Genomic DNA, 24676 nt, shown 5'->3' on the forward strand with positions numbered 1-24676 from the left:
CGGTTGAGCTTGGGAAAGATCGCCTCGATCAGTTCGGCCTGGCTGTCGGCGATACCCTGGGCGCAGCGGTAGACCTCACCGATGCGGTCGTCGCGCTTCAAAGGCATCCTCAACGGTGACTACGACCACCTGCCAGAACAAGCGTTCTACATGGTCGGCGGCATCGAAGAAGCGATCGAGAAAGCCAAGAAACTGTAATCCCGGCGCCCGGCAACGGGCGCTAATTTAGGTTGAGGCAAGCAAATGGCTATGACAGTCCATTGCGATATCGTCAGCGCGGAAGGAGAAATCTTCTCCGGTCTGGTCGAGATGGTGATCGCACACGGCGAGCTTGGGGATCTTGGTATCGCCCTGGGCCACGCTCCGCTGATCACTAACCTGAAACCAGGTCCGATCCGCTTGATCAAGCAGGGCGGGGAAGCCGAGGTGTTCTACATCTCCGGTGGTTTCCTCGAGGTTCAGCCGAACATGGTCAAGGTTCTTGCCGACACCGTGCAACGTGCTGCCGACCTGGATGAAGCCTCCGCTCTGGAAGCCGTCAAGGCTGCCGAGAAGGCCTTGCATGAAAAAGGCTCGGAGTTCGATTACGGCGCCGCTGCCGCACGTCTGGCCGAAGCCGCAGCCCAGCTGCGCACCGTCCAGCAGGTCCGCAAGAAATTCGGCGGCTAAGCCGTGGGATTTCTGCGTGATTGATTAAAAAGGGTAGCCTCGGCTACCCTTTTTCCTTTTTGCAATTCACCCCTTGGTCGCACCGCTGACCCTCCCAGATTGGTAGCCAGTCATGTCTCTTGAAATCGTTATCCTCGCTGCCGGTCAAGGCACTCGCATGCGTTCGTCGTTGCCGAAGGTTCTGCATCCGGTGGCGGGCAACTCCATGCTTGGCCATGTTATCCACAGCGCCCGGCAACTCGATCCACAGCGCATTCATGTCGTTATCGGCCATGGCGCCGATGCGGTTCGCGAGCGCCTGGCGGCGGATGACCTGAATTTCGTACTGCAGGACAAGCAACTGGGGACTGGTCATGCCGTGGCCCAGGCCGTGCCTTTCATTACCGCCGACACCGTGCTGATCCTGTACGGCGACGTGCCGCTGATCGAAGTGGAGACCCTGCAACGCCTGCTCAAGCAGGCAGGGCCTGCGCAACTGGGGCTGCTCACCGTCGAACTGGCCGACCCGACCGGTTACGGCCGTATCGTGCGTGACGCCGCCGGCAAGGTGGCTGCCATCGTCGAGCAGAAGGACGCCAACGAAGCCCAGCGCGCGATTACCGAAGGCAACACCGGTATTCTCGCGGTCCCGGCCAAGCGCCTGGGCGACTGGATGGGCCGGCTGTCGAACAACAACGCCCAGGGCGAGTACTACCTGACTGATGTGATCGCCATGGCGGTGAGCGACGGCCTGCTGGTAGCCACCGAACAACCCCACGATGCGATGGAAGTGCAGGGCGCCAACGATCGCAAGCAACTGGCCGAACTGGAGCGTCATTACCAACTGCGCGCGGCGCGTCGCCTGATGGCCCAGGGCGTGACCCTGCGCGATCCGGCACGGTTCGACGTGCGTGGCGAGGTCAGTGTCGGCCGTGACGTGCTGATCGACATCAACGTGATTCTCGAAGGCCGGGTGGTCATCGAGGACGACGTGGTGATCGGTCCGAACTGCGTGATCAAGGACAGCACCCTGCGCAAGGGCGTGGTGATCAAGGCCAACAGCCACATCGAAGGCGCGGTACTGGGCGAGGGCAGCGATGCTGGCCCGTTCGCCCGCCTGCGCCAGGGCACCGTGCTCGAAGCCCGTGCCCATGTGGGTAACTTTGTCGAGTTGAAGAACGCTCACCTGGGCGAGGGCGCCAAGGCCGGTCACCTGACCTACCTGGGCGACGCGGACATCGGTGCGCGGACCAACATCGGCGCCGGCACCATCACCTGCAACTACGACGGTGCCAACAAGCACCGGACAGTGCTGGGCGAAGATGTCTTCATCGGCTCCAACAACTCCCTGGTGGCGCCTGTGGATATCCAGGACGGCGCGACCACCGCGGCGGGTTCCACCATCAACCAGACTGTGGAAAAAGCTCAACTGGCTGTGGCCCGTGCTCGGCAGAAGAACATCGACGGCTGGAAACGTCCGGTGAAAATCAAGAAGAGCTGAGTTATCCACAGTACGGTGCTCTTTGAGAGTGCTGTTGTGGGCAAGTTGGATCGCCGCCGGTTGATCCGGCTTGCCTGCGCTGTTTGGTCAGATTTTTCTTACTCTGGCTTGACGAAGATTCGCCATTAGGTTTTGATTGCTTCCGTTATCTTTCGAATCGAAACTTAAGTGCTCATGTCGAAACGCAACACCCCCCAACGCCGTCACAACATTCTTGCTTTGCTCAACGAGTTGGGCGAGGTGAGTGTGGACGAGCTGGCCAAACGTTTCGAAACCTCGGAAGTTACGATTCGTAAGGACCTCGCGGCCCTGGAGAGCAACGGCCTGTTGCTGCGACGCTACGGCGGCGCGATCACCATGCCGCAGGAACTGGTCAGCGATATCGGCCATCCGGTGTCCCGCTACAAACAAGCCATCGCCCGCGCGGCGGTGGCGCGGATTCGCGAACACGCCCGCATTATCATCGACAGCGGCAGCACCACCGCGGCCATGATTCCCGAACTCGGCCAGCAGCCGGGCCTGGTGGTCATGACCAATTCGCTGCACGTGGCCAACGCCCTGAGCGAACTGGAGCACGAACCGGTGCTGCTGATGACCGGCGGCACCTGGGACCCGCATTCCGAGTCGTTCCAGGGCCAGGTCGCCGAGCAGGTACTGCGCTCCTACGACTTCGACCAACTGTTCATCGGCGCCGACGGCATCGACCTGGTACGCGGGACCACCACCTTCAACGAGTTGCTCGGCTTGAGCCGGGTCATGGCCGAGGTGGCGCGGGAAGTCGTGGTGATGGTCGAGGCCGACAAGATCGGCCGCAAGATTCCCAACCTGGAGCTGCCCTGGAACAGTATCCATACCCTTATTACCGATGATCGCCTGCCTGCAGAGGCCCGCGACCAGATCCAAGCCCGCGGCATCACGCTGATTTGCGCGGCAATCATCTAGGAGAGAAACCATGTGCGGAATTGTTGGCGCCGTTGCTGAACGGAATATCACCCCCATCCTGCTCGAAGGCCTCAAGCGTCTTGAATACCGCGGCTACGACAGCGCTGGCGTGGCGGTCTTCACCAACGGCGGCCAGCTCGAGCGCATGCGCCGTCCGGGTAAGGTCAGCGAGCTGGAGCAGGCCCTGGTCGGTGAGCCGCTGGTGGGCCGCCTGGGGATCGCCCACACCCGTTGGGCCACTCACGGCGCGCCGTGCGAGCGCAATGCCCACCCACATTTCTCCGGTGATCTGGCGGTGGTGCACAACGGCATCATCGAGAACCATGAAGTCCTGCGCGAGCAGCTCAAGGGCCAGGGTTATGTGTTCACCTCGGACACCGACACCGAAGTCATCGCCCACCTGCTGAACCACAAGCTCAAGGACCTGGGCGACCTGACCGTGGCCCTGAAAGCCACCGTCAAAGAGCTGCATGGCGCCTATGGCCTGGCCGTGATCAGCACCAGCCAGCCGGACCGCCTGGTCGCGGCCCGCAGCGGCAGCCCGCTGGTGATCGGCCTGGGCCTGGGGGAGAACTTCCTGGCCTCCGACCAACTGGCCCTGCGCCAGGTAACCGACCGTTTCATGTACCTGGAAGAAGGCGATATCGCCGAGATTCGCCGCGACAGCGTGCAGATCTGGGATGTCGACGGTAAGGCCGTGGAGCGGGAAACCGTGCAGTACCGCGACGGTGCCGAAGCTGCCGAGAAGGGCGAGTTCCGCCACTTCATGCTCAAGGAAATCCACGAGCAGCCAGCCGTGGTGCAGCGTACCCTCGAAGGCCGTCTGAGCCCGAACCAGGTACTGGTCCAGGCCTTCGGTCCGCAGGCCGCCGAGCTGTTCGCCAAGGTGCGCAATGTGCAGATCGTTGCCTGCGGTACCAGCTACCACGCCGGTATGGTCGCCCGTTACTGGCTGGAAGAACTGGCCGGGATTCCGTGCCAGGTCGAAGTGGCCAGCGAGTTCCGCTATCGCAAGGTGGTGGTGCAGCCGGACACCCTGTTCGTGACCATTTCCCAGTCCGGCGAAACCGCCGACACCCTGGCCGCCCTGCGTAATGCCAAGGAGCTGGGCTTCCTCGCCAGCCTGGCGATCTGCAATGTCGGCATCAGCTCGCTGGTGCGCGAATCCGACCTGACCCTGCTGACCCAGGCCGGTCGCGAGATCGGCGTGGCCTCCACCAAGGCGTTCACCACCCAGCTGGTCGGCCTGCTGCTGCTGACTCTGGCCCTGGGCCAGGTTCGCGGCACCCTGGGCGCCGGCGTCGAAGCCACCCTGGTGGAAGAACTGCGGCGTTTGCCGGCGCGCCTGGGCGAAGCCCTGGCAATGGACGGCACGGTGGAGAAGGTCGCCGAGCTGTTCACCGAGAAGCACCACACTCTGTTCCTCGGGCGTGGCGCACAGTTCCCGGTGGCGATGGAAGGGGCGCTCAAGCTCAAGGAAATCTCCTACATCCACGCCGAAGCCTACCCGGCCGGCGAGCTCAAGCATGGTCCGTTGGCCCTTGTGGATAACGACATGCCAGTGGTCACCGTGGCGCCGAACAACGAGCTGCTGGAGAAGCTCAAATCCAACCTGCAGGAAGTCCGCGCCCGTGGCGGCGAGTTGATCGTGTTCGCCGATGAGAAGGCCGGCATGAGCAACGGCGAAGGCACGCATGTTATCCACATGCCGCATATCCACGACATCCTGTCGCCGATCCTCTACACCATCCCGCTGCAGCTGCTGTCGTACTACGTGGCGGTGCTCAAGGGCACTGACGTCGACCAGCCGCGCAACCTGGCCAAGTCGGTGACGGTGGAGTGAGTTATCCACAACCTGGCTATGCAGGTGTATCCGACGCCTGATTTGCCGGGTCTTGATGGGCTATGCCTGCGCTGGCCCCCAATCGCGTTTCCGTGCTGCTGGCATGGGGGGATTCGAAGGGGATGCCAGCGCCGGTTCGAAGGGTTGCCGTCGCTCTGGCGGCAAGCCCGACGTTCGGGGCGTGGGTTGAGCGACCAGCCTGGCCGCTCGATTCAAGCTGGCGTTACCAGAGAATAAAGGCCGATGCCGTCGTCTGATTCAGGTTGATGTTGCCGACCTCCAGCACTTCATATTCGGCGCGGATACCGATGTTGCGAAACACATCCAGTTCAACACCGGCACCGTAGGTCAGATCCACTCCCGTATCGTCATCGCTGGCATTACCGTCAGCGTCCCAGGCATGCGCGCCGACACTACCGAAAATCCGTACCCGCTCCCCCAGCGGAAAGCCGAGATGGGCACTGGCCTGAACGGATTTACCATCGAAATCAAGATTCTTGTCCTCGAATTGGCCTAGATCCACGAAGGCGCCCTCGAAGGCCAGATAACCGTTGAGGCGATAGCCTGCAAAAACCTTATAGCTGGAGTCTTCATCGCTCAGGTGGGATTTGTCGGTCTCGATGCTGCTTACACCAGCTCCAAGATACAAACCCTTGTCATCGGCGAGTGCCTGAAAAGACAGCAACGAAAGCAGTGAAACGAAGCCAAGGTTTCGAAATAGCATGGGCGGTGGAGTCCTTTTACTGGTTGTCGATTGTGAAGTGCTTATTGAGAACTTGAGCGGTCGCGAAGACGGGGGGAAGTTGCTGCTAGTTATTAGTAGCAGTCAATCAACCAGGCTAACGCCACACCGCATAAATAGGCGGCAAGGCAAAACAAGACTTTCTGTTTGAGCGACAGTGCATTCAATCGATAGCGCATGCTTATCCCCTTGAGTTGGAAATAATCGATGTTGGCAATTCAGGAGGGCGGATGAAAATTATTGATTGTTATTTCTTGAGCCTGGCGCTTATCGAAGGTACTGCGTATGGCGCTAAGCGGTTTTTTCAGGCGTCGATGCCAATGACTCCGGTATAAGCGCCAATGCCGCTGAAAAGACGTATCTATCGCTCGATGGCAAATCCAGGTCTTGAAGTTTGCATGGCGCGACTTTCGCACCAAAGATCGCGGTTTTCTGACGCGTTGGCGCGATGGCCGTGGCATCGAAGGCGCAGTAATCATCGATCGGATAGTCCGTGCAAATCTTATAACTGGACTTTGCGTCGCTCAGCGTCTCGTTGCCGCTTTCAATAGGCGTCAGGTCGGCGCTGTAAAGTTCCTTGTCTTTGGCCAGGGCCTTGAGAGCAAGCACTACCCCAAAGGATAGGGTTGCGAGATTTTTTAGCAGCATTGATATGCACTCCTTATCAAGGATTGTTCAGGCAGAACACGGAATCAGCCGCATCAATGATCAAAGTACGATGAGCGAAAGGTCGAGAATCTCATCGGTAGTGTTTTGCGGCGGGGAAGGAGGGAGAGAATCGATCGCCCCTTCATCGTCATGGCGTTCATTCTCGGAGTAAATTCTAAGTTGCGACAATTTCAGTTTCTGATTCGGAGTCAGTTCTATTTGATAGAGTTCGATCTCCGTACTGCCGGTGGAATATTCATCGTGCGCCAGCGAATAAATGGGCATTGCAGCCAGGGATAGCGCTGCCAGGATCCTGGTTATCATCGATTTGACGACTCGCAAAAAATGTATGTTTTCACCTGGCATCCAGGAGAGTTCTCTGAATGCGCGACTTATGCCGAGTGACGACAGGCACGGCTCCGAGCGCCATGATGGGGAGATCCTGGCGGGGAAGGGACGTCTGATTCAAATCAGTGATTATTATTTTTCTGTCTGAATCGGCGTTAGGGAACAAGGGGCATCGAGCCCTGTGTCCGGCACACACTCATGTGCCGGCCTGGGGATGGTTTAGTGACTCATGCAGCGCAAGCGGCCAAGTTCGTGCACATAAACGCACATGGTGTTTTTATCGGAGGTAGGGATCAGTTCGTAATTCAGAACAGCGCCTTCTTGCAGAACGTATTGGCGTCGGAAAAAAAGATCGGGTGTCTTTTCAATGGCAAACAGCTCGCTGTCCTGGCTGAGTTTGACGTTGCTGACTTTTATCTGAACGTGATGATTGCTTTCCCGGATGACATCCGCCGATATGGTCGCGTTACGAATCTTTCCGTTCAGGCTCTCCAGCGTGGTTTGTGTAAGCCGGCCGTGTCCGATGGTCAGATACTCTTCCGTATTGAGTTGATTCGAATCTTCGAGCCATTGTCGGGTGATTGTTTGATAGCTGGTGTTTTCCATGTAATGGGATGGCGAATAGGTCAGGGAAAAAATACAGGCGGCGTTGATGATCCCAAGCACTATCCAATGAGCAGTCGGCGATATTGCTAGCTTCATAGGGTGGCTTCCAAACATTGGCGGATCATCGGCGCGAGGTCTTTCTGATCGCTGCTCAGTTGCAGGTTTGCAGTGCTCAGATCCGGGCGCACGCACGAAACCGAATAGTTTGATTTGAAGAGATTCAGCCAGACCTGGCCTTTCAAGTTTGGCGAAAGCGATTGCACCTGTTTAACCGAAAGATCCCTCAGGGCTTGAGCCTCGGCGAGGCTGTTGGCGACTGCATGGATGACCAGCTCGTTCTGTTTGATGCTGGAAACTTCTATTTTCTGGGTGTCGAAGCCGGACTGGAAACCGGTGAAAGCGCATACGCCCAAGGTCAAGACATAACCGATCAGCTGGGCTTTTGTTAGGCGAGCCGGTTTTGTGGTTTTTTCCGAAGGCAACACAAGTGGATCATTTCCGCTGGCGGGAAGCTCCTCGATGACGGGCATGGCAGGTTGCGCGGCTTCATCTGCCGGCATCGGCAAGTCTGCCTGGGGATCGACTACATAGTGACGGTTGAAGCAATAGCCTCTTCGCGGAACCGTCATCAGAATCTCGTGATCCCGGCTGTCGTTGAGAATGTTTCGAAGCGAGAAAACAGCCTGATTCAAACTGCCGGAGGCAACGACACGGTCATTCCAGGCGTAGTCGATGATCTCCTCCCGGCTTTTAGTCTGACCCGGTTCCCTAAGCAGCAGGCCCAGTAGACGCGATTCAGCTCTGCCTATCGTGGAGTTCTGAACATCGCCATGAGGTGTGGTGATAGAGAGCAAGGCAGTATCTGGGTCGAAAAGCACCATGGAATCGTTTTTCAACTTGAACGCGTAGCGCATGCGAATCCTCCGTTCAGGTGGTTCTGGCTGAGTATAGGGACGGCCTTGCCGGGCTGGATCTGAGGCGATACATGCTGTCGGGGGAGATGAACGGCTATGCGTGGGCAAGAGCCCAAGGTGCAGAGGGAGTCATTGGACAATGCTGGAACAACCCATCAAAAGTCTCACTGGAATCAAGCAAGGGTAATCCACGGGGTTTTAGACGGCTTGTCATTCAAACACAAGCTTGCGACCCGGCGATATCCGCGCCGTGTATCGAGGCGAAAGGCTGGACACGGAGGCAGGCTGGAGGGAGAAGGGAAGACGGGCATTGCTTCAGGGGGAAGGACGAGCTTACAGGCATTCCAATGCAGTACGTTGGATCGATTCCATCATCTGCATCAAGAATGCCTGCGCCCGGTAAAGGAACGGCTGGATCAAGGCTGAACGTTGTAGCCACGCTGTTGCAGGCAACTGCTGTACACGGAGTTATTGGCAGTGATGTTTTGCTCGGTGGTTTTACGGTCCTGCCTGCGTTCCTGGCGCTGTCTCGATGCACCGACCACTGCGCCAGCCGCCGCGGCGCTGCGGGCATTGTTCTGGCGATAGTCTTGCTTGATATCGTCGTCGACATGGTCATAGACGTTTTCATGTTGCCGGCCCCGAACCTCCGCGGCAGTGGCCCCGGCGACGGCGGCGGTGGTAGCGCCTTTTACCCGGCCACCGGACGGTACGGTGTTTTGTATCGGGAACTGGGCATTGGCCTGCGACTGGCAGGCACTGATGTCTTGCTGGATCGTCTGGGAAGTCTGGCCCTTGAGGGGGACCACCGTTGCCGCCAACGCACCGGAGCTGGCGAGCAATACACAGGCTGATAAGGTAAAGCTCTGTATTTTCATCAAGTCGGACTCTCGTTGGACGTCGTTACGTGGCCTGGCGGTTTGTTGTTGGCAAACGCCGTGTGACGGTCGTTCTGAAACCCAAGTCTTGCGATGCAGTGCAACGTTCGCACTGAGTATCCTGCGGTTGTTACTGCCTGGAAAGCAGTGTCTGCATGTCATTCGTCATGCTTTTGAGGGCGACCTTGAAGTCATTGGCGACTATAGGCTGGCTGGCGTTTTCCAAGGTCTCGCCGAACACCTTGCGTACCATCTTGGCCACCGGCAGACCGGTCTTGGCATCGATCAGGTCGGCTTCCAGATACAGCTCGGCCGTCTGATCGCGATGGCCGGTGGCGGCCTGGGTGGCGCCGATGATTGCGGCGATGGGGACCACCTCGTACCAATGCATGCTCTCGTTGCTGGCGCTGACGTCGGTGATCGCCGCCTGCAGGATCAAGGTCCGCGAATGGGCCGGGGCCTGCTGTGCATTCGAAACGATGGTGTAGGACGGCGCGAAGGCGTTCCTGACGCTGTTACTGGTCATGATCTGCAGGTCTTTCAGGGTTTGCAGGCTGACGCGCTCGGTCGGTTTCGGCGCCGGATACAGCACCACCTGCTTGAACACGACAGTGGCATAGGCGCGTGGATCGAACCCGGGCGCCACCCAGCGCAGCACCTTCTGTTCGCTCGGCGTCGTCTGTTCTTCCAGCCCCTGATAGTTGGCCAGGAAGCCCGAATATTGCTCTTGCTGCGCCACTTTCGAGACACAGCCGACCTGGAATATGCAGCTCAAGGCAATACCCAGGATCCATTTCTTCGACATGCACATGTGTTCTGTTCCCAAGTGATGAAAATTGTCATTCGGGTTCCGACCTGGCCCCCGGCATGACCTGGGCGACGCCACGCAAGTGTCGGTACGTCGCTCGATGCAGGGCGGATGCTGCCCGCGGAGGCTGGATAATCCGAATCAATAATCCTCAATAACGATCAAACCTCAGCGCCAGGGCGCCTCCGGCCCCATGGCAGGGCCCTGCGCGATCGTTATCCAGGGGCAGGCATCCTGGCTCGCAGCCTCCGGTGGCCGAGCCATTGCGGTGGTGGGACGAGATGGCTTGATCGCAATTTTTCGGGCGGTTCGACGGCTCTGGGCAACGGGCCTGTATGGCCTGTTGCCTTATTCCCGGATTGTTCAAAACAATATGATGAAACGATATAGCAACTGATTTGCATCACGAAAAAGGCTGATCTATACCTCCATGCCACACATTGATGAGGTGTGTGGTAGTAAGGGTTCACGGAGCTTGAACCCCTGCATAACAAGGGATAGATACAGCGTTTCAAGGATGATTCAGCCATGCATGCGAATCGGTATTTCGGTCGTTGTACCGTTGTTCAATACAGACAGGACTCCTCGGCCCAGCTTGCTCACGGCAGCGACCGGCAGGCGGTTCGGCCCGACTCCCCCCACACAGGCCCCCAGTGCGGCCCTATCTTTTCTACTCACCGCCCCGCGGTGGCGTTCCGGCGCCAATCGCCAGGCGGTGTGTGGCTTGAAAGGTCCGGATATTCCATCCGGATGACCCCGGGCAACAGCCCGAACGGATCCCGCAAGGGCCATCCGTTGTTCTGAGGCAATCCCGCCTCGAGTGAATTGACGCGAATGCGGACCTGATCGGTTCACCCCTGGGTGATCCGAGGAGGATCCCGTGTAGTCGTTCGTCCAACCTTTTCATGACGCAGTACCCACTTTTTCCAGGATGGAGATTGTTATGACTGTTCTCAGAGTTGGCATCGTCGGCCTGGGCGCGCAGATGCAAGAAAATCTGCTGCCTACGCTTTTGCAAATGCCGGATATCCGTATCGTGGCCGTGTGCGACAGCGACCTGACCCGCGCCGGGCAGATCCACCGTTTCATTTCCGATGTGTCGATCACCGATAACTTCGACGACATGCTCGACACCGCTGCAGTGGACGCAGTGGTCATGGCCTGCCCGCCCCAGGCGCATCGCGACCTCGCCCTCAAGGCCATGGCCAAGGGCGTGCATGTGTTCGTCGAGAAGCCACCGTGCTTCACCCTGTCCGAGCTCGAGTACCTGATCGGCGCGGCCCGCCAGGCCCAGGTCGTCACCGGGGTGGGCATGAACTTCAAATATGCCAAGCCCATGCGCCAGCTGCGCGACATGACCCGTACCGAGCAGTTCGGCAAGGTCGTGCACATCCAGCTCAACCACTATGCGAGCAAACCCACCGCGCCGCTGTGGGGGCTGGATTCCACCCTGCGCTCGTTCCTGCTGGCCCAGGCGATTCACACCATCGATCTGGGCGTGACCTTCGGCGGCGGCGAGTTGCGCGAGATCGAGTCCCGGGTCCAGCGCCACGAGGACTCGTTGCTGGTCAGCCTGGAGCTCGGCTTCAGCTCCGGCGCGACGGTCAGCCTGCTCAGCGGGACCATGTTCCCGTACTTCGAGTTCGACATGAAGATCGTCAGCTCCAACTCGATGATGGTCGAGCTCAACAACCTGTGGAACATCACCGTGCACGAACCGGTGCATGGCACCAGCGCCACCGGTACCGCCAAGCGCTGGCGCGGTGCGTGGCAGCCGGGGCCGCTGGACTCGGGGTATGAGCGCAGCGGGTATTTCGGCGAACTGGAGAAGTTCTTCGACGCGGTACGCAACCGTACGCCTTACGAGGCCAGCTTCGAGAGCCTGTTGCCGACCTTCCGGGTGATCGAGCAGATCTGTCATGCCGACAGCGCCCGCTCCGACGCCCCGGTGATCGCCCTCCACCCGACGCATGCCGCCAAACCCGCCGCCTTTCTCGGAGCCCAGACCAATGTCCTCTAATCTCACCAGCGCCGCCCGCATTACCGTTTCCGACAAATACCGCCCGGTGTATGCCGACGATCTGCTGACCTTGCAAAACACCCTGGAGCGGCCGCTGTCCGGCACCAGCGAAGTGGTGGGCGAGTACGAGACCAAGCTGGCGGCCTGGTTCGAGGCGCGGCATGCGATCGCCCTGTCCTCGGGCGGCGCGGCGCTGAGCGTGGCGATCTACGCCGCCGGCGTCGGTCCCGGCGACGATGTGCTGCTGACGCCGAGCTGCCCGCTGTGCACCATCTATCCGATCATCGCCGCCGGGGCCAACCCGATCTTCGTCGACACCCGCCGTCACGGTTTCGGCGCCGACCCGGCCTCGATCAAGGCCCGTATCACACCGCGCACCAAGGCGCTCATCGATATCCCGATGTGGGGGTACCCGACCGAGGTCGACGAGCTGCAAAGCCTGACCCGCGAGCTCAAGATCAAGCTCATCCTCGACCTGGCCCATTCCCATGGTTCGACCCTCAACGGCCGGCCGCTGTCGGCCTATGGCGACCTGTCGTGCTTCAGCACCCACGAGCGCAAGCCGCTGGCCACCGGGGAGGGCGGCTTCATCCTGACCGACGATGACCCGCTGGCCCAGCGCTGCCGCGACTACAGCCGCTTCGGCAACCTCAACGGCAAGGACTTCGGCCTCAACTACAAGTTGGCCGCGCTGCCCGCCGCGCTGGGCGCCAACCGCCTGGACTCCCTGGCCGCGCAGATCGAGCAGCGCCGGGCCAATGCCGCGTATTTCCTGCAGAAGCTCGACCACAGCAAGGTGCGGGAAAAGGTCATCATCCAGGGCGGCCGGACCAACTATTACTTCCTCAACCTGGAGCTGCACTTCGCCGACAACCGGGCCTTCATCGATTACCTGGACGAGGCGGGCATCCCGTCGGACATCAAGCGCTACGGCTGCAAGGCCCTCTACGAGTTCCCGGCGCTGGCCCGGTACCGCAACGAGTGCCCGAACGCCGAGGCCCTCCTGGCCAGCATGACCACCATTCCGGTGCATCCGGACATCACCCACGCCGAACTGGACTACATGGCCGAGCGGATCAACCAGTACGGAGCGCCATGATGATGGACGCTCCCGATCGTTCGACCCTGGACCGGCATTTCACGGCCTCGGCGTTCGTGTTGAACCCGGACCGCAAGATGCTCCTGCTGCACCACCGCAAGCTGGGGGTCTGGTTGTACCCGGGCGGCCATATCGAACAGGGGGAAACCCCCGATGTGGCGGTGCTGCGGGAAATCTACGAGGAAACCGGGATTCGCGCGGTCCTGCTGGGCGAGCGCGACCTGGAACTGGCCGATGCCGAAACCGATGTCACGGTGCTGCACCAGCCATATCGGATCCTCTGCGAGTACATCGACGACAAGCGCGGGCCGCACTACCACCTGGACCTGATCTACCTCACCGCCACCGACCTGCGGGTTTGCCCGCCGGAGCGCGAGGTGGAGAACGCGCGCTTTTTCAGTCGCCAGGAAACCGCCGAACTGAAGATGTTCCCCAACTTCCGGCGCCTGGTGGACCGGGTGTTCGCCGATGCCGAGGTGTGGGACAGGGTCGGGAAGGTGGCGTCATGAACCAGGCCCTGGCTCCCTCCGCCCGGCTCATCGCGGATAAATGCGCCCACGACACCCCCGACGATGTGCCCGAGTTGCAGCGTGCCCTGGCGACGGGGCTCACCGGCACCTCGCCGATAGTCGAGGACTATGAGACCGCGCTGGCCGTGCTGTACGGCGTGCGTCATGTGATTGCCGTGTCGTCGGGGGCCGCGTCGGTCACCGCGGCCCTGGCCGGCGTGCGGTTCCAGCCGGGGGACGAGGTGATCGTCGCGCCCACGTGCCCGATCTGCACGGTGCTGCCGATCCTGTCGCTGGGCCTGGTCCCGGTGTTCTGTGACGTGGCGCCGGACAGCTTCGGCCTCGACCCGGACGACCTGCAACGCTGCCTCGGCCCGCGGACCTGCGCGATCATCGAGGTGCCGATGTGGGGCTACCCGATCGCCTCGCATGCCACCTGGGCCGTAGCGCAGCAGGCCGGCATCCCGCTGATCCAGGACCTGGCCCACGCGCACATGACCCGGCTGAACGGCACCTGGCTGGCGCACCACGGCGACATCAGTTGCTTCAGTACCCATGACTGCAAGTTCATGTCCACCGGCGAGGGCGGTTTCGTCATGACCGATGACGACGAGCGCGCCAGCCGGATCCGGGCCTACACCCGCTTCGGCAACCTCACCGGCGAAACCCTGGGCATCAACCTCAAGCTCGGCGGCCTGCAGGCGGCCCTTGGACTGGCGCGCTCGCGGCAGCTGGAAAACCGTTTGCACCAGCGCCAGGACAACCGCCGGCGGCTGCTGGAGCGCCTGGACAACCCGGCGATCTGCGAGCTGCCGCTGACCCGCGGCGGCGAGGTCAATGCCTACGCCTTGCTGTTGCAGGCGGTGGGGCACGACGGGCGCGAGCTGGTGCATTACCAGCAGCGCCATGGCATCCCCTCGGACATCGGCAAGTACGACAACCAGCCGCTGTACCAGTTGCCGCTGCTGGCCCGGTACCGCCGCGATTGCCCCAACGCCGCCCGGTTGCTGCGTTCGTTGACCACGGTGCCGCTGCACCCGGGCCTGACGGGCGACGATCTGGCCTACATCGCACAGGTGCTCAATGACTACTCTCCAGCCTGAAACCGCGGCTCGCGGTCGCCATGCCGTGGTCATTGGCGGCAGCGTCACCGGCTGCCTGACCGCGGCCGTCCTGGCGCGGCGTTTCGAGCGGGTTACGGTGATCGAGAAGAGCGACTTCTTCGACGAGACCGGCCCGCGCCAGAGCCTGCCCCAGGAGCATCACGTGCATCTGTTGCTGTTGCGCGGCAAGCAGATCATCGAAGGCATCTTCCCCGGGATCCTGGACGCCCTGGAGCAGGGCGGCGCGCAAGTGGCCGACCTGGGCCACGACGTGAAGTGGTACCAGGGCGGGCGCTGGAAAAACCGCTACCGCAGCGGCATCTACGCCCATTACTGCAGCCGGCGTCTGATCGACAACCAGCTGCGCCGGGCCCTGCTCGGCGTGCTGAATGTCGAGGTGGTGTCCAGCACCCGGGTCACGCGGATCGAGTTCGCCGGGGCCGGGCCGTCCCGCCGGGTCGAGGCCGTGACCGTCGATGACGGGCGCAGCGAGCGCACCTTGCGCTGCGACCTGCTGGTGGATGCCAGCGGGCGTGGCACGCGCTTGCCGACCTGGCTGAAAGAGGCCGGCTTCGGCGAGGTCGAGACCAGCGTGGTCAAGACCGAGCTGGGCTATGCGTCGCGCATCTACCGGCGCATTCCGGCCTATGCCGAGCAATGGCAGGTGCTGCTGGTGCTGCCCAAGGCGCCGTTGCAGCGTTCCATGGGAGTGATCAGCCCGATCGAAGGCGACCGCTGGATGGTCACCACCGGTGGCTGGTTCGGCCATTTTCCCGGCAACGATCCACAGGAGTTCCTGCAGGCGCTGGCGGCGCTCCCGGTGCCGGACATCCACGCCGTGATCCGCGATGCCGAGCCGTTGTCGCCGGTCCACACCTTCAAGATGCCCGGCAGCCGCCGCACGCACTTCGACCGGGTCGAACACTGGCCCGCCGGCTTGCTGGTGGTGGGCGATGCCCTGAGCAGCATGAACCCGCTGTACAGCCAGGGCATGACCATCGGGGCGCTGGAAGCCGACTGCATCGACCGCCAGATCGATGAGGTACTGCGCGGCGGCCAGAGCTTCCGCCAACTGCAGGGCCAACTGTGCGGGGTGGTCGATGGCGCCTGGAACATGGCCACCACCGAGGACTTCCGATTCCCCGAAACCGTCGGCGAGCGCAGTTGGCGCACGCGTTTCCATCACTGGTACGGCGCCGGCCTGGGCCAGGTGTCGGCGAGCAACCGCCGGGCCCTGGAAACCCAGATCGGCGTGACCAACCTGGTGATGGACCCTAGCCGGCTCTACACACCGGCGATTGCCTCGCGCATCGCCCTCAATGCCCTTCTTGCGGAGAAAACCCGACCATGATGGACGATCGACTGCACTTCTCGGGTATCAAACACCTGGTTTTCGACTGGAACGGCACACTGATCGACGACATCGCCCTGGCGGTGAGCGCGGTCAATCGTTGTGGCGAGCGCTATGCGGTGCCGCCCATCGATACCGCCCGTTATCGTGCGCTGTTCGACTTTCCGATTGCCGACTTCTACGCCGCCCTCGGCTTCGACCTGCAGCGCACACCCTTTGCGAAAATCGTCGAGCACTACCTGGAGCACTTCGACAGGAATGTCGCCCACTGCCCGTTGCACGACGGCGTCTTCGAGGTCCTGGAAGCCGCGCGGGAGGCGGGTATCGGGGTCTCCATCGTCTCCGCCTCGCATTGCGACGTGCTGCTCCACACCCTAGACGCCAAGGGCCTGTACGGGCGCTTCGAACATGTCGTGGGGTTGAGCCACAACCAGGCCACCAGCAAGACCGCCGAGGCCGTGTTGCTGCAGAAGCGGCTGGGCACGCCGGCCAACCGCACCCTGTTCATCGGCGACACCCTGCACGACTACGACGTGGCCCGGGCCGTGGGCTGGAAGCCACTGCTGGTCAGCACCGGGCATCAGGATGCCAGCCGCCTGCAGCGGGCCGACGCCCCGGTGTTCGGCAGCCTGGGCGAGCTGCTGGGGTATTACGCCAGCGATACGCGACGCTGCGTCGCTCATGAGGAGGTCTGATCATGGATACGGCCCATGGAGTCCTGCTCGGGCTGGTTGTGCTGTCGTTGCTGCTGCGGGCGCTGGTGACCTTCTATTACCGGGATACGCAGCGGGTGTTGCGCCTGCTCAAACTGATGCCGCGCCTGGACGGTCGGCGGGAGCATTACTACCGCCCGCTGGATGCCTGGCTCGCGCCGCTGCCCTTTGTCTGGACCTGGCTGGACATAGTCGCCGCGGTGCAGGCGGCTTCGCTCTACTCCTCGCCGCTGGCCTGGCTGGCGGTGCTGCTGTGGAGCGGCGGGCGCATGCGCGCGCTGCAGGAGTTCGGGCACAACGCGGTGCACTTCGCCCTGTGTCGCCACCATGGCTGGCAGTGGTGGCTGAGCAACGTGTTCTACCAGTTCCCGATGTTCAAGCGCGACATGCGCAGCCGGCACCAGACCCACACCCTGGAGCACCATCGCCATCCCAACCATCCGCAACTCGATCCCAACCGGGCCCGGGTGCAGGCCGGCGGCTATGTGGCCGGCCTGTCGCCGGGCAGCTTCTACGGCCTGTTGCTGTACCCGCTGACCCCCCGCGGAGCCTGGGTGAATCTCACCACCCTGGTGCGCAGCAGCCTGCTCAACCATTCCCGCCTGACCACAATGGTGCGCTGTGTGTGCGTGGTGGCGGTGGCGGCGCTGCTGTATGCCTTCGGCGGCTGGAAAGGCGTGCTGTTCGGCTGGGTGCTGCCGTTGCTGAGCTCCTATCCGGTCTTTGCCTGGGTCTCGCTGCTGACCGAACACCGCTGGTTCATCGAAGGCAGCCCGCGCGACCGGCGCGACCTGGAATACCTGGCGGGCCGGCCCACCGATTACTTCGGGGTCTCCGGCTGGCTGGTGCGGGTGTTCATCGCCCCCACCTCCGACGCCTATCACCTGGCGCATTCCCTGTACCCCGGCGTGCGCTGGAACTACCTGCCGGCGATCGATCGGCACCTGAAGATTCACGAACCGCGCTACAGCACCAATGCCAGCGAGGGGCTGCTGCTGCCTCGCGGCAATGCGCCGACCGCTTTGTCCGAGCTCTATGAGCGCCTGGTGCGCACCGAACACGAACCCTCCCCCCTGAAGACGCGAGGTAGCCTGTGACTTTGTCCAATCCATCCCAGCACGTTCAACGTATCGGCATCATCGGCGGCAGTGGCCTGCAACAGCTGCCGGGTCTCGAAGACGTGCATCAGGTCGAGTGCGCCACCGCCTTCGGCACACCGTCGTCGCCGCTGACCCTGGGCACGCTCAATGGCGTGCCGGTGGCCTTTGTCCAGCGGCATGGCGTGGGCCACGTGATTCCGCCGGCCTCGATCAATGTCCGGGCCAACATCGCCGCGTTGCGCAGCGTCGGCTGCACCCAGCTGCTGTCGGTCAGCGCGGTGGGCAGCCTGACGCACGACGCGCCGCCGGGCAGCTTCGTGCTGATCGACCAGTACATCGACCGCACCATCCAGCGCGAAAAGACCTTCTTCGGGCCCGGGCTGGTCGGCCACGTGCCCTTCGGCGAACCGGTCTGCGCGCGCATGCGCGGGGTCCTGGCCGAGAGCGCCGAGGCCAGTGATATCCAGGCGCGCAACGGCGGCACCTACGTGGTCATGGAAGGCCCGCAGTTTTCGACCCGCGCCGAGTCCCACCTGTATCGCCAGTGGGGCGGCACGGTGATCGGCATGACCGCGATGCCCGAAGCCAAGCTGGCCCGCGAGGCCGAGCTTTGTTACGCGATGATCGCCATCCCGACCGATTTCGACTGCTGGCACGAATCCCACGAACCGGTGAACGCCACGCTGGTGGCGCAACGCATGGCGGACACCTTCAACCTGACCCGGCGCCTGGTGACCGAAGCGGTGACCCGCCTGGGCCGGCATGCCGGGGCCTGTCCCTGCGGTTGCGACCGGGCCCTGGACACAGCGGTGATGACCGCGCCCGAGCAGCGCGACCCGCGCATGGTGGAGCGCCTGCTGAGTGTCGCGCCCAATGCCACCCATCTGGCCGGGAACAGGGAGTGACGCGATGAACCAGGCCATCCTCACCAGGGACCGCGTGCGGATCCAGCAGGTCGAAGTGCTCTCGGACAACTGGTACGTGCTGCGCAAGACCACCTACGACTTTCAGGGCCGCGACGGCGTCTGGCGCACCCTCGATCGGGAAACCTACGACCGGGGCAATGGCGCCACCATCCTGCTGTACAGCAAGGCCAAGCAGACGGTGGTGCTGACCCGGCAGTTCCGCTTTCCGGCCTTCGTCAACGACCACGACGGCATGCTGATCGAAACCTGCGCCGGCCTGCTGGACAAGGACGATGCGCGCACCTGCATCCACAAGGAGACGGAAGAGGAAACCGGCTACCGCATCCGCGAAGTGCGCAAGGTGTTCGAAGCGTTCATGAGCCCGGGCTCGGTCACCGAGCGCCTGCACTTTTTCGTCGGCGAATATTTCGATGAAGACAAGCAGGGCGAGGGCGGCGGCCTGGCCCACGAAGGCGAGGAAATCGAAGTGCTGGAGCTGCCGATCGACCGAGCCCTGGCGATGATCGACAGCGGCGAGATCTGCGACGGCAAGACCATCATGCTGCTGCAATACGCCAAGCTGCATCAGTTGCTGGAGGTCGCCAATGACTGAGCTCCTGGCCATCAGCTCGATGGAACACGCCGAGCTGGCCGAATTCATCGCCGGCATCGGCCAGCACATCGGCATGCCGGTGCGCCTGACCCGCTGCTCCACGTCGGAGCTGGTCGAGCGGTTGCACCACGGCAATGCCGGCGCCTGGGACCTGTTGCTGGGCACGGCGGCCACCGCCTTGCTCGATCCGGCGCTGGCCTGGCAGTTGATGCCGCTGACGGCCATGGATTTCTCCAGCCTGCCGGGCCCGGCGGTGGCCACGGACCGCCGCTGGTTCGCCGCCTCGGGTTTCGTCCCGGCCTTCTGCTACGACCCCGAGGTCCTCGCGGGCGAAGGCCTGGCGGTGCCGGGCAGTTGGCAGGAACTGGCGGACCCGCGGTGGGCCGGGCGCATCGCCTTGCCCGACCCCGGGCGTTCCGGCGCCGGCTACCTGCACCTGGCGGCGCTGCTCGAACACTACGGTGAAGCGGCCTGGCCGCTGCTGGCGCGGATCGCCGGGCAAGGGGGCGAGGTCAGCGGTTCCTCCACGGCGCCGATCGAGGCGCTGGTGCAGGGCCGGGCCTGGCTCGGGGTGACGGTGTCGACCGCCGCCACCCGCGCCGCCGAACAGCACCCGCAGTTGCGCTGGTGCGTGCCCGAAGATGCGCGGTGCTACGAGGACGAGGTTTTTGCCTGCCGGGCCGGCTCGCCCAATGCCGCCCAGGCGCAGCAGGCCCTGCAATGGATGCTGACGCCCGCGGCGGCGGCGATCAGCCAGCGCTATGGCAAGGTCGTGCCGGGGCAGGCCCATCCGGTCGGTGCGCTGCGGCCCCTGCCAGCCTTGCCGGCCAGCCGGGACAAGGCCGAGCGCTGCCGGCAATGGCAGGCGCTGTTCACCCGGGAGGCCGCCCATGACTGAAGCGACCCCTGGCCAGGCGCTGGCGCATGAGGCTCAGGCCAGTGAGGCGCGGCCGTGGTTTCTTTACCTGCTGTTCGGGTTGTTCGGCGCCCAGCAGGGCTTGCTGGGCCCGATCATGCCGTTCCTGCGTGAAACCCTGGCCCTGGACCTCAGCTGGGCCGGCCTGCATTTCGCGGCCTATGCCGCGGGCCTGGCGCTGATCGGCTGGCCCTATCGCTGGCTCGAGCGGCGGCTACGGACCACGAGCATGGCCACTGTCGCCTGTGCTTCGGTGATAGTCGCCAGCAGCTTGCTGGCCCTGGCCGGGTACTGGTCGCTGACCTTGCTCGCCGCCGGGGCCATGGGCCTGTCCGGCGGGTTTGTGATGGCGGTGGGGCAGGCGGCGCTGGGCGAGCGTTATCGCGAACAGGCCGCGTCCAGGCTGGTGGAGGCGCACATAGTCGCGGGTTTGTGCGTACTCGGTGGCGCCTTGCTGGTGGGTGGGATCACCGGCCTGGGACTGTCCTGGCGCCTGGTGCCGGCCAGCATCGCCGCAGTCGCGGTCCTGCTGACCTTGCTGGCGCTGCGCCGGCGAGAGGCGCCGTCGCTCCAGGCCCTGGCGAACCCGCTGGACCACAACCGCCCTCCATCCATGACCCGGCGCCTGCAGGCGAGCCTGTGGGCGTTGGTCCTGCTGGGGATCGCGGCGGAATGGGGCGTCGGGTTCTGGGGCGCGGAATACCTGACCGTGCATGCCGGGGTCAGCGCCTCGACCGCCGCGACCCTGATGAGCCTGTATTTCGCCGGCACGGTGTGCGGACGCCTGGCCAGCCGCTACGCCTTGAGCCGAGTCCGGCCGTTGCTGCTGCTGGTCGGCGTGATGTTCGGCGCCATCGCCACCCTGCTGGTGCTGTTCTTCAGCGAAACCCGGCTGCTCACGGCCCTGTTCATCTTTGTGCTGGGGGCCTGCCTGGGCAATTTCTTTCCATTGATCCTGGGTTCGGCGATGCAGGTCGCCCCCGGCGCCAGCTCGGCCATCAGCGCCCAGGCCTCCCAGGCGGTAGGCGTGGCCCTGCTGTTGGCGCCGTTCCTGCTGGGGCTGCTGTCCTCACGGATCGGCGTGGAAGCCGCCTTCAATCTGTTGCTCGTCTATCCCTTGCTCATGCTGCCGATCGCGCGCGGCCTGCATCACCCTGGAGTACGCCCTTGAAGCTTTCTGCCCTGCTGTTCGATCTCGACGGCACCCTCATCGATACCGACGACCTGCACCTCAACGCCTACAACCAGTTGCTGGCCGGCTGGGGCCGGTCGATGACCCTGGAGTACTACAAGGCTCACGTGATGGGATTTCCCGACGACATGATTTTCTCCGGCCTGTTTCCCCAGGTGCCGGCGGTGCACTACCAGGAGCTGGCGGCGCAGAAGGAGGCGATGTTTCGCGCCCAACTGCGGGAGACCCACCCGGTGCCGGGTGTGCTGCGGATCCTGGAGTTCGCCCAGATCGCCGGCATCCCCACGGCGGTGGTGACCAACGCCCCCCGGGAGAACGCCGAGGCCATGCTCCAGGGCCTGGGGATCGACGAGCGCTTCGATGCCCTAGTGATCGGCGGCGAATTGGAACGGGGCAAACCCGATCCGCTGCCCTACCTGACGGCCCTGGCGCTGCTGGACGCCAGGGCCGACCGGGCGCTGGCTTTCGAGGACTCGCTGGCGGGCGTGCGCTCCGCGGCCGCGGCGGGTATCCATACCTTCGGCATGTTATCCGGGTTGCAGGAAACCCAGCTTCGCGAGGCGGGCGCCCGGAGTATCATCCGGGACTTCAACGACGAGGCCTTGTGGCAGCGACTCCAGGTCCCTGCCTGAGCCCGGGCGGTCCATGGGGGACGGTGCCGGCGCAGGCCAAGGACCGCCATGGACCGATTCCAGGAAATGCAGGTGTTCATCAGCGTCGCCCAGGAGCAGGGTTTCGCTGCCGCGGCGCGGCGCCTGGGGCTGTCCGCGCCCAGCGTGACCCGGGCGGTGGCGGCGCTGGAGCAGCGGATCGGCACGCAGTTGCTGACCCGCACCACGCGCAATGTGCTGCTGACGGAAGCCGGCCAGCGCTACCTGGAAGACAGCCGGCGCATCCTCGCCGAACTGCAGGACGCCGAGGCCTCGGCCGCCGGCATCCATGCCCGGCCCCGGGGGCAACTGACGGTCACCGCCCCGGTGCTGTTCGGCGAGCTGTTCGTGACCCCGCTGATGGTGGATTACCTGGAGCGCTTTCCCGAGGTCAGCATCAACGCCCTGCTGGTGGATCGGGTGGTGAGCATGGTCGAGGAGGGCGTGGACGTCGCGGTGCGCATCGGCGAGCTGCCCGACAGCGGCCAGCATGCGATGCGGGTGGGCGAGGTGCGGCGGGTCGTCTGCGCCTCCCCGGCGTTTCTCGCCCGCCATGGCCGGCCACGGCATCCCCAGGAATTGCGCCAGGCGCCGGTGATCGCCCCGTCGTCCATTGGCCAGCCCCGAAGCTGGTTGTTCGACGATGGCGGCACGCCCTTGAACGTGCGTCCGGAACCGCGGCTGGTGGTCACCGCCAACCAGGCGGCGATCAGCGCCGCGTGCCGGGGCCTGGGCCTGACCCGGGTGCTGTCGTACCAGGTCGCGGGCAAGGTGGCGGCCGGCGAGCTGGAGATCGTGCTGGCGGCATTCGAACTGCCGCCGCTGCCGATTCACGTGGTGTATCAGGGCGGGCGCAAGGCGCCGGCGCGGGTGCGCAGCTTCGTCGATTTCGCGGTGCAGGCGCTGCGCGAGCATCCGGCGTTGCAGCCTGCGTTGTAACCGGAGGATGGATCATTGCGCTGGCTGAAATGATGGATTGTGTTTTCTGGTGATTCTGTTGTTTTGCCCCGAGGGGGAAGATGGCCTCCGTCAGTGCGGCTCCTGGGAGCCGCACCCCTGCCAGCGGAGCCTGCCATGCACACCATCAAGGTCTACAGCTTCCCCCGTTCCGGTCATGCCCATCGCGTCGAACTGATGTTGTCGCTGCTGGGGCGACCTTTTGAGTTGATCTTCGTCGATCTGGCGAAAGGCGAGCACAAACAGCCGGACTTCCTGGCGTTGAACCCGTTCGGCCAGGTGCCGGTGATCGACGACCAGGGCGTGGTGCTGGCCGATTCCAACGCGATCCTGGTGTACCTGGCGCAGAAGTATGGCCAGGGCCGCTGGCTGCCCAGCGATCCGCTCGGCGCGGCGCGGGTCCAGCGCTGGTTGTCGGTGGCGGCGGGACCGATTGCCTTCGGCCCGGCGGTGGCGCGCCTGATCACCGTATTCGGCGCGCAGCGCGACGCCGAGGAGGCCATCACCCGCTCCCACGCGTTGCTCAAGGTGGTCGAGCAGGAACTGACGGCCAGCCCTTACCTGGCGGGCAGCGAACCGACCATCGCCGACATCGCCGGCTACAGCTATATCGCCCACGCCCCCGAGGGCAACGTGTCGCTGGCGGATTATCCACAGGTCCGCGCCTGGCTGGCGCGCATCGAAGCCTTGCCCGGTTTCATCGGCATGCCGCGCACCCCGGTGGGCCTGCAAAGCGCCTGAGCCTGTCGAATGCTGCGTCGGCGACGCAGGGGAGAAAGCAACATGAGTACCCATTCCCCCTGGCATGCGGGCGAAAGACGTTTGCAGGCCCATATTGGCGTCGCCGAGCGCATGGAGGCCTTCGGCCGCAAAGTGATCCGCGGCGAGATGCCTGAGCAGCACCGGCAGTTTTTCCAGCAACTGCCGTTCATGCTGCTGGGGGCTGTGGATAACCAGGGCAACCCCTGGGCCAGCCTGCTCGAAGGGGTGATCGGTTTCGCCCATTCGCCGAGCCCCGGGCTGTTGCGCCTGGACAGCCTGCCGGCGGCCGAGGACCCGGCCCGAATCGCTCCGGACGCGGCCGTCGGCCTGCTGGGCATCGAACTGCACACGCGGCGGCGCAACCGCCTCAACGGGCGCATCCTGCAGTTGGACGAGCGTGGCTTTGTCCTGGGCGTCGAGCAGTCCTTCGGCAACTGCCCGCGTTATATCCAGTTGCGCCAGTTCGAGTCGGTGCCCCTGGCGGCGAACCGGCCGGTGCAGCGTCTGAATGCGCTGGATGAGGCGGCCAGGGCCATGATCGGCGATGCCGACACGTTTTTTGTCGCCAGTTATGTGGAGGTCGAGGGACGGCGCTGGGTCGATGTTTCCCACCGGGGCGGCCCGGCCGGTTTCGTGCGGGTCGAGGGCAACCGGCTGAGCATTCCGGATTTTGCCGGCAACCTGCACTTCAACACCCTGGGCAACCTGCTGCTCAACCCCCGCGCCGGCCTGTTGTTCATCGACTTCAGCCGCGGCGACCTGCTGCAGCTCAGCGGCCGCACCGAAATCGTCCTCGACGGCCCGCAAATCGCGACCTTCCCCGGCGCCGAGCGCCTGTGGCATTTCGAGGTAGAGCATCTGGTGCGCCGGCCCGCGGCGCTGGCCCTGCGCTGGCACCCGGCGTAAAC

At 63.5% G+C, this 24676-nt stretch carries 26 protein-coding genes and 1 pseudogene; 20 read left to right on the forward strand and 7 right to left on the reverse strand.

All coding sequences use genetic code 11. The features are described from left to right. Positions 1 to 96: 96 nt before the first annotated feature. The 5 genes and pseudogenes from ACQKQA_RS07605 to glmS all read left to right on the forward strand — a co-directional run. Positions 97 to 198 (forward strand): annotated as a pseudogene (locus ACQKQA_RS07605) (hypothetical protein); the annotation flags it as partial. Between the two features lie 45 nt (positions 199 to 243). Continuing rightward, on the forward strand, positions 244 to 669 hold the full coding sequence (locus tag ACQKQA_RS07610; RefSeq protein ID WP_427555111.1) for a F0F1 ATP synthase subunit epsilon: 426 nt from the start codon (positions 244 to 246) through the stop codon (positions 667 to 669). A 112-nt stretch (positions 670 to 781) separates the two neighbouring features. Further along, positions 782 to 2149, forward strand: coding sequence for a bifunctional UDP-N-acetylglucosamine diphosphorylase/glucosamine-1-phosphate N-acetyltransferase GlmU (gene glmU / locus ACQKQA_RS07615; RefSeq protein WP_427555113.1), 1368 nt, complete (start codon positions 782 to 784; stop codon positions 2147 to 2149). Positions 2150 to 2323: 174 nt separating this feature from the next. Continuing rightward, positions 2324 to 3091 (forward strand): DeoR/GlpR family DNA-binding transcription regulator, encoded by a 768-nt coding sequence (locus ACQKQA_RS07620; RefSeq protein WP_427555115.1) that lies wholly within the window; start codon positions 2324 to 2326, stop codon positions 3089 to 3091. 10 nt (positions 3092 to 3101) lie between these two features. After that, complete coding sequence (glmS, locus tag ACQKQA_RS07625) at positions 3102 to 4934, forward strand: glutamine--fructose-6-phosphate transaminase (isomerizing) (protein WP_427555117.1); 1833 nt, start codon at positions 3102 to 3104, stop codon at positions 4932 to 4934. Between the two features lie 223 nt (positions 4935 to 5157). On the opposite strand, the gene ACQKQA_RS07630 is transcribed toward glmS, so the two are convergent. The 7 genes from ACQKQA_RS07630 to ACQKQA_RS07660 all read right to left on the reverse strand — a co-directional run bounded on the left by ACQKQA_RS07630 (position 5158) and on the right by ACQKQA_RS07660 (position 9881). Further along, positions 5158 to 5658: an outer membrane beta-barrel protein gene (locus tag ACQKQA_RS07630; RefSeq protein WP_427555119.1), complete on the reverse strand. Its 501-nt coding sequence runs from the start codon at positions 5656 to 5658 to the stop codon at positions 5158 to 5160. A gap of 309 nt (positions 5659 to 5967) precedes the next feature. Then, positions 5968 to 6324 (reverse strand): hypothetical protein, encoded by a 357-nt coding sequence (locus tag ACQKQA_RS07635; RefSeq protein ID WP_427555121.1) that lies wholly within the window; start codon positions 6322 to 6324, stop codon positions 5968 to 5970. Between the two features lie 60 nt (positions 6325 to 6384). After that, on the reverse strand, positions 6385 to 6690 hold the full coding sequence (locus tag ACQKQA_RS07640; RefSeq protein ID WP_427555122.1) for a hypothetical protein: 306 nt from the start codon (positions 6688 to 6690) through the stop codon (positions 6385 to 6387). 201 nt (positions 6691 to 6891) lie between these two features. After that, on the reverse strand, positions 6892 to 7374 hold the full coding sequence (locus tag ACQKQA_RS07645) for a hypothetical protein (protein WP_427555124.1): 483 nt from the start codon (positions 7372 to 7374) through the stop codon (positions 6892 to 6894). Continuing rightward, positions 7371 to 8192 (reverse strand): winged helix-turn-helix domain-containing protein, encoded by an 822-nt coding sequence (locus ACQKQA_RS07650; protein WP_427555126.1) that lies wholly within the window; start codon positions 8190 to 8192, stop codon positions 7371 to 7373. Before ACQKQA_RS07650 ends, ACQKQA_RS07645 begins: the two co-directional genes overlap by 4 nt. Before the next feature lie 416 nt (positions 8193 to 8608). Beyond that, positions 8609 to 9070 carry a hypothetical protein gene (locus ACQKQA_RS07655; protein WP_427555128.1) on the reverse strand — a complete coding sequence of 154 codons (462 nt, stop codon included), beginning with the start codon at positions 9068 to 9070 and terminating at the stop codon, positions 8609 to 8611. Positions 9071 to 9200: 130 nt separating this feature from the next. Beyond that, positions 9201 to 9881 (reverse strand): DUF3313 domain-containing protein, encoded by a 681-nt coding sequence (locus ACQKQA_RS07660; RefSeq protein ID WP_427555130.1) that lies wholly within the window; start codon positions 9879 to 9881, stop codon positions 9201 to 9203. A 940-nt stretch (positions 9882 to 10821) separates the two neighbouring features. Here ACQKQA_RS07660 and ACQKQA_RS07665 point away from each other — a divergent pair. The 15 genes from ACQKQA_RS07665 (at position 10822) to ACQKQA_RS07735 (ending at position 24674) form a co-directional block, all read left to right on the forward strand. Continuing rightward, positions 10822 to 11898, forward strand: coding sequence for a Gfo/Idh/MocA family protein (locus ACQKQA_RS07665; protein WP_427555132.1), 1077 nt, complete (start codon positions 10822 to 10824; stop codon positions 11896 to 11898). Continuing rightward, the gene (locus tag ACQKQA_RS07670) at positions 11888 to 12997 is read left to right on the forward strand and encodes a DegT/DnrJ/EryC1/StrS family aminotransferase (RefSeq protein WP_427555134.1); all 1110 of its coding nucleotides are present in this window, start codon (positions 11888 to 11890) and stop codon (positions 12995 to 12997) included. The genes ACQKQA_RS07665 and ACQKQA_RS07670 overlap by 11 nt, the downstream gene beginning before the upstream one ends. Continuing rightward, positions 12997 to 13506: an NUDIX hydrolase gene (locus tag ACQKQA_RS07675; RefSeq protein ID WP_427555136.1), complete on the forward strand. Its 510-nt coding sequence runs from the start codon at positions 12997 to 12999 to the stop codon at positions 13504 to 13506. The genes ACQKQA_RS07670 and ACQKQA_RS07675 overlap by 1 nt, the downstream gene beginning before the upstream one ends. Further along, positions 13503 to 14609: a DegT/DnrJ/EryC1/StrS family aminotransferase gene (locus ACQKQA_RS07680; protein WP_427555138.1), complete on the forward strand. Its 1107-nt coding sequence runs from the start codon at positions 13503 to 13505 to the stop codon at positions 14607 to 14609. Before ACQKQA_RS07675 ends, ACQKQA_RS07680 begins: the two co-directional genes overlap by 4 nt. Then, positions 14590 to 15960: an FAD-dependent oxidoreductase gene (locus ACQKQA_RS07685; RefSeq protein WP_427555140.1), complete on the forward strand. Its 1371-nt coding sequence runs from the start codon at positions 14590 to 14592 to the stop codon at positions 15958 to 15960. Before ACQKQA_RS07680 ends, ACQKQA_RS07685 begins: the two co-directional genes overlap by 20 nt. Then, complete coding sequence (locus ACQKQA_RS07690) at positions 15957 to 16655, forward strand: HAD family hydrolase (protein ID WP_427555142.1); 699 nt, start codon at positions 15957 to 15959, stop codon at positions 16653 to 16655. Before ACQKQA_RS07685 ends, ACQKQA_RS07690 begins: the two co-directional genes overlap by 4 nt. A gap of 2 nt (positions 16656 to 16657) precedes the next feature. Continuing rightward, positions 16658 to 17770 carry a fatty acid desaturase family protein gene (locus tag ACQKQA_RS07695; RefSeq protein WP_427555144.1) on the forward strand — a complete coding sequence of 371 codons (1113 nt, stop codon included), beginning with the start codon at positions 16658 to 16660 and terminating at the stop codon, positions 17768 to 17770. Continuing rightward, positions 17767 to 18678 (forward strand): S-methyl-5'-thioadenosine phosphorylase, encoded by a 912-nt coding sequence (gene mtnP, locus ACQKQA_RS07700; RefSeq protein ID WP_427555146.1) that lies wholly within the window; start codon positions 17767 to 17769, stop codon positions 18676 to 18678. Before ACQKQA_RS07695 ends, mtnP begins: the two co-directional genes overlap by 4 nt. Positions 18679 to 18682: 4 nt before the next feature. Further along, positions 18683 to 19291 (forward strand): GDP-mannose pyrophosphatase NudK, encoded by a 609-nt coding sequence (gene nudK, locus ACQKQA_RS07705; protein ID WP_427555148.1) that lies wholly within the window; start codon positions 18683 to 18685, stop codon positions 19289 to 19291. Then, complete coding sequence (locus ACQKQA_RS07710) at positions 19284 to 20189, forward strand: ABC transporter substrate-binding protein (RefSeq protein WP_427555150.1); 906 nt, start codon at positions 19284 to 19286, stop codon at positions 20187 to 20189. The genes nudK and ACQKQA_RS07710 overlap by 8 nt, the downstream gene beginning before the upstream one ends. Next, positions 20182 to 21378: an MFS transporter gene (locus ACQKQA_RS07715; protein WP_427555152.1), complete on the forward strand. Its 1197-nt coding sequence runs from the start codon at positions 20182 to 20184 to the stop codon at positions 21376 to 21378. The genes ACQKQA_RS07710 and ACQKQA_RS07715 overlap by 8 nt, the downstream gene beginning before the upstream one ends. Next, a complete protein-coding gene (locus ACQKQA_RS07720) occupies positions 21375 to 22031 on the forward strand; it encodes an HAD family hydrolase (RefSeq protein ID WP_427555154.1) in 657 nt (218 codons plus the stop codon). The genes ACQKQA_RS07715 and ACQKQA_RS07720 overlap by 4 nt, the downstream gene beginning before the upstream one ends. A gap of 48 nt (positions 22032 to 22079) precedes the next feature. Further along, positions 22080 to 22988, forward strand: coding sequence for a LysR family transcriptional regulator (locus ACQKQA_RS07725; RefSeq protein WP_427555156.1), 909 nt, complete (start codon positions 22080 to 22082; stop codon positions 22986 to 22988). Positions 22989 to 23123: 135 nt separating this feature from the next. Continuing rightward, complete coding sequence (locus tag ACQKQA_RS07730; protein WP_427555158.1) at positions 23124 to 23747, forward strand: glutathione S-transferase family protein; 624 nt, start codon at positions 23124 to 23126, stop codon at positions 23745 to 23747. 42 nt (positions 23748 to 23789) lie between these two features. Next, positions 23790 to 24674: a pyridoxamine 5'-phosphate oxidase family protein gene (locus ACQKQA_RS07735; RefSeq protein ID WP_427555159.1), complete on the forward strand. Its 885-nt coding sequence runs from the start codon at positions 23790 to 23792 to the stop codon at positions 24672 to 24674. Positions 24675 to 24676 lie beyond the last annotated feature (2 nt).

Origin of the sequence: Pseudomonas sp. NPDC089530, assembly GCF_050280705.1 — a bacterium.
Classification (GTDB): domain Bacteria; phylum Pseudomonadota; class Gammaproteobacteria; order Pseudomonadales; family Pseudomonadaceae; genus Aquipseudomonas.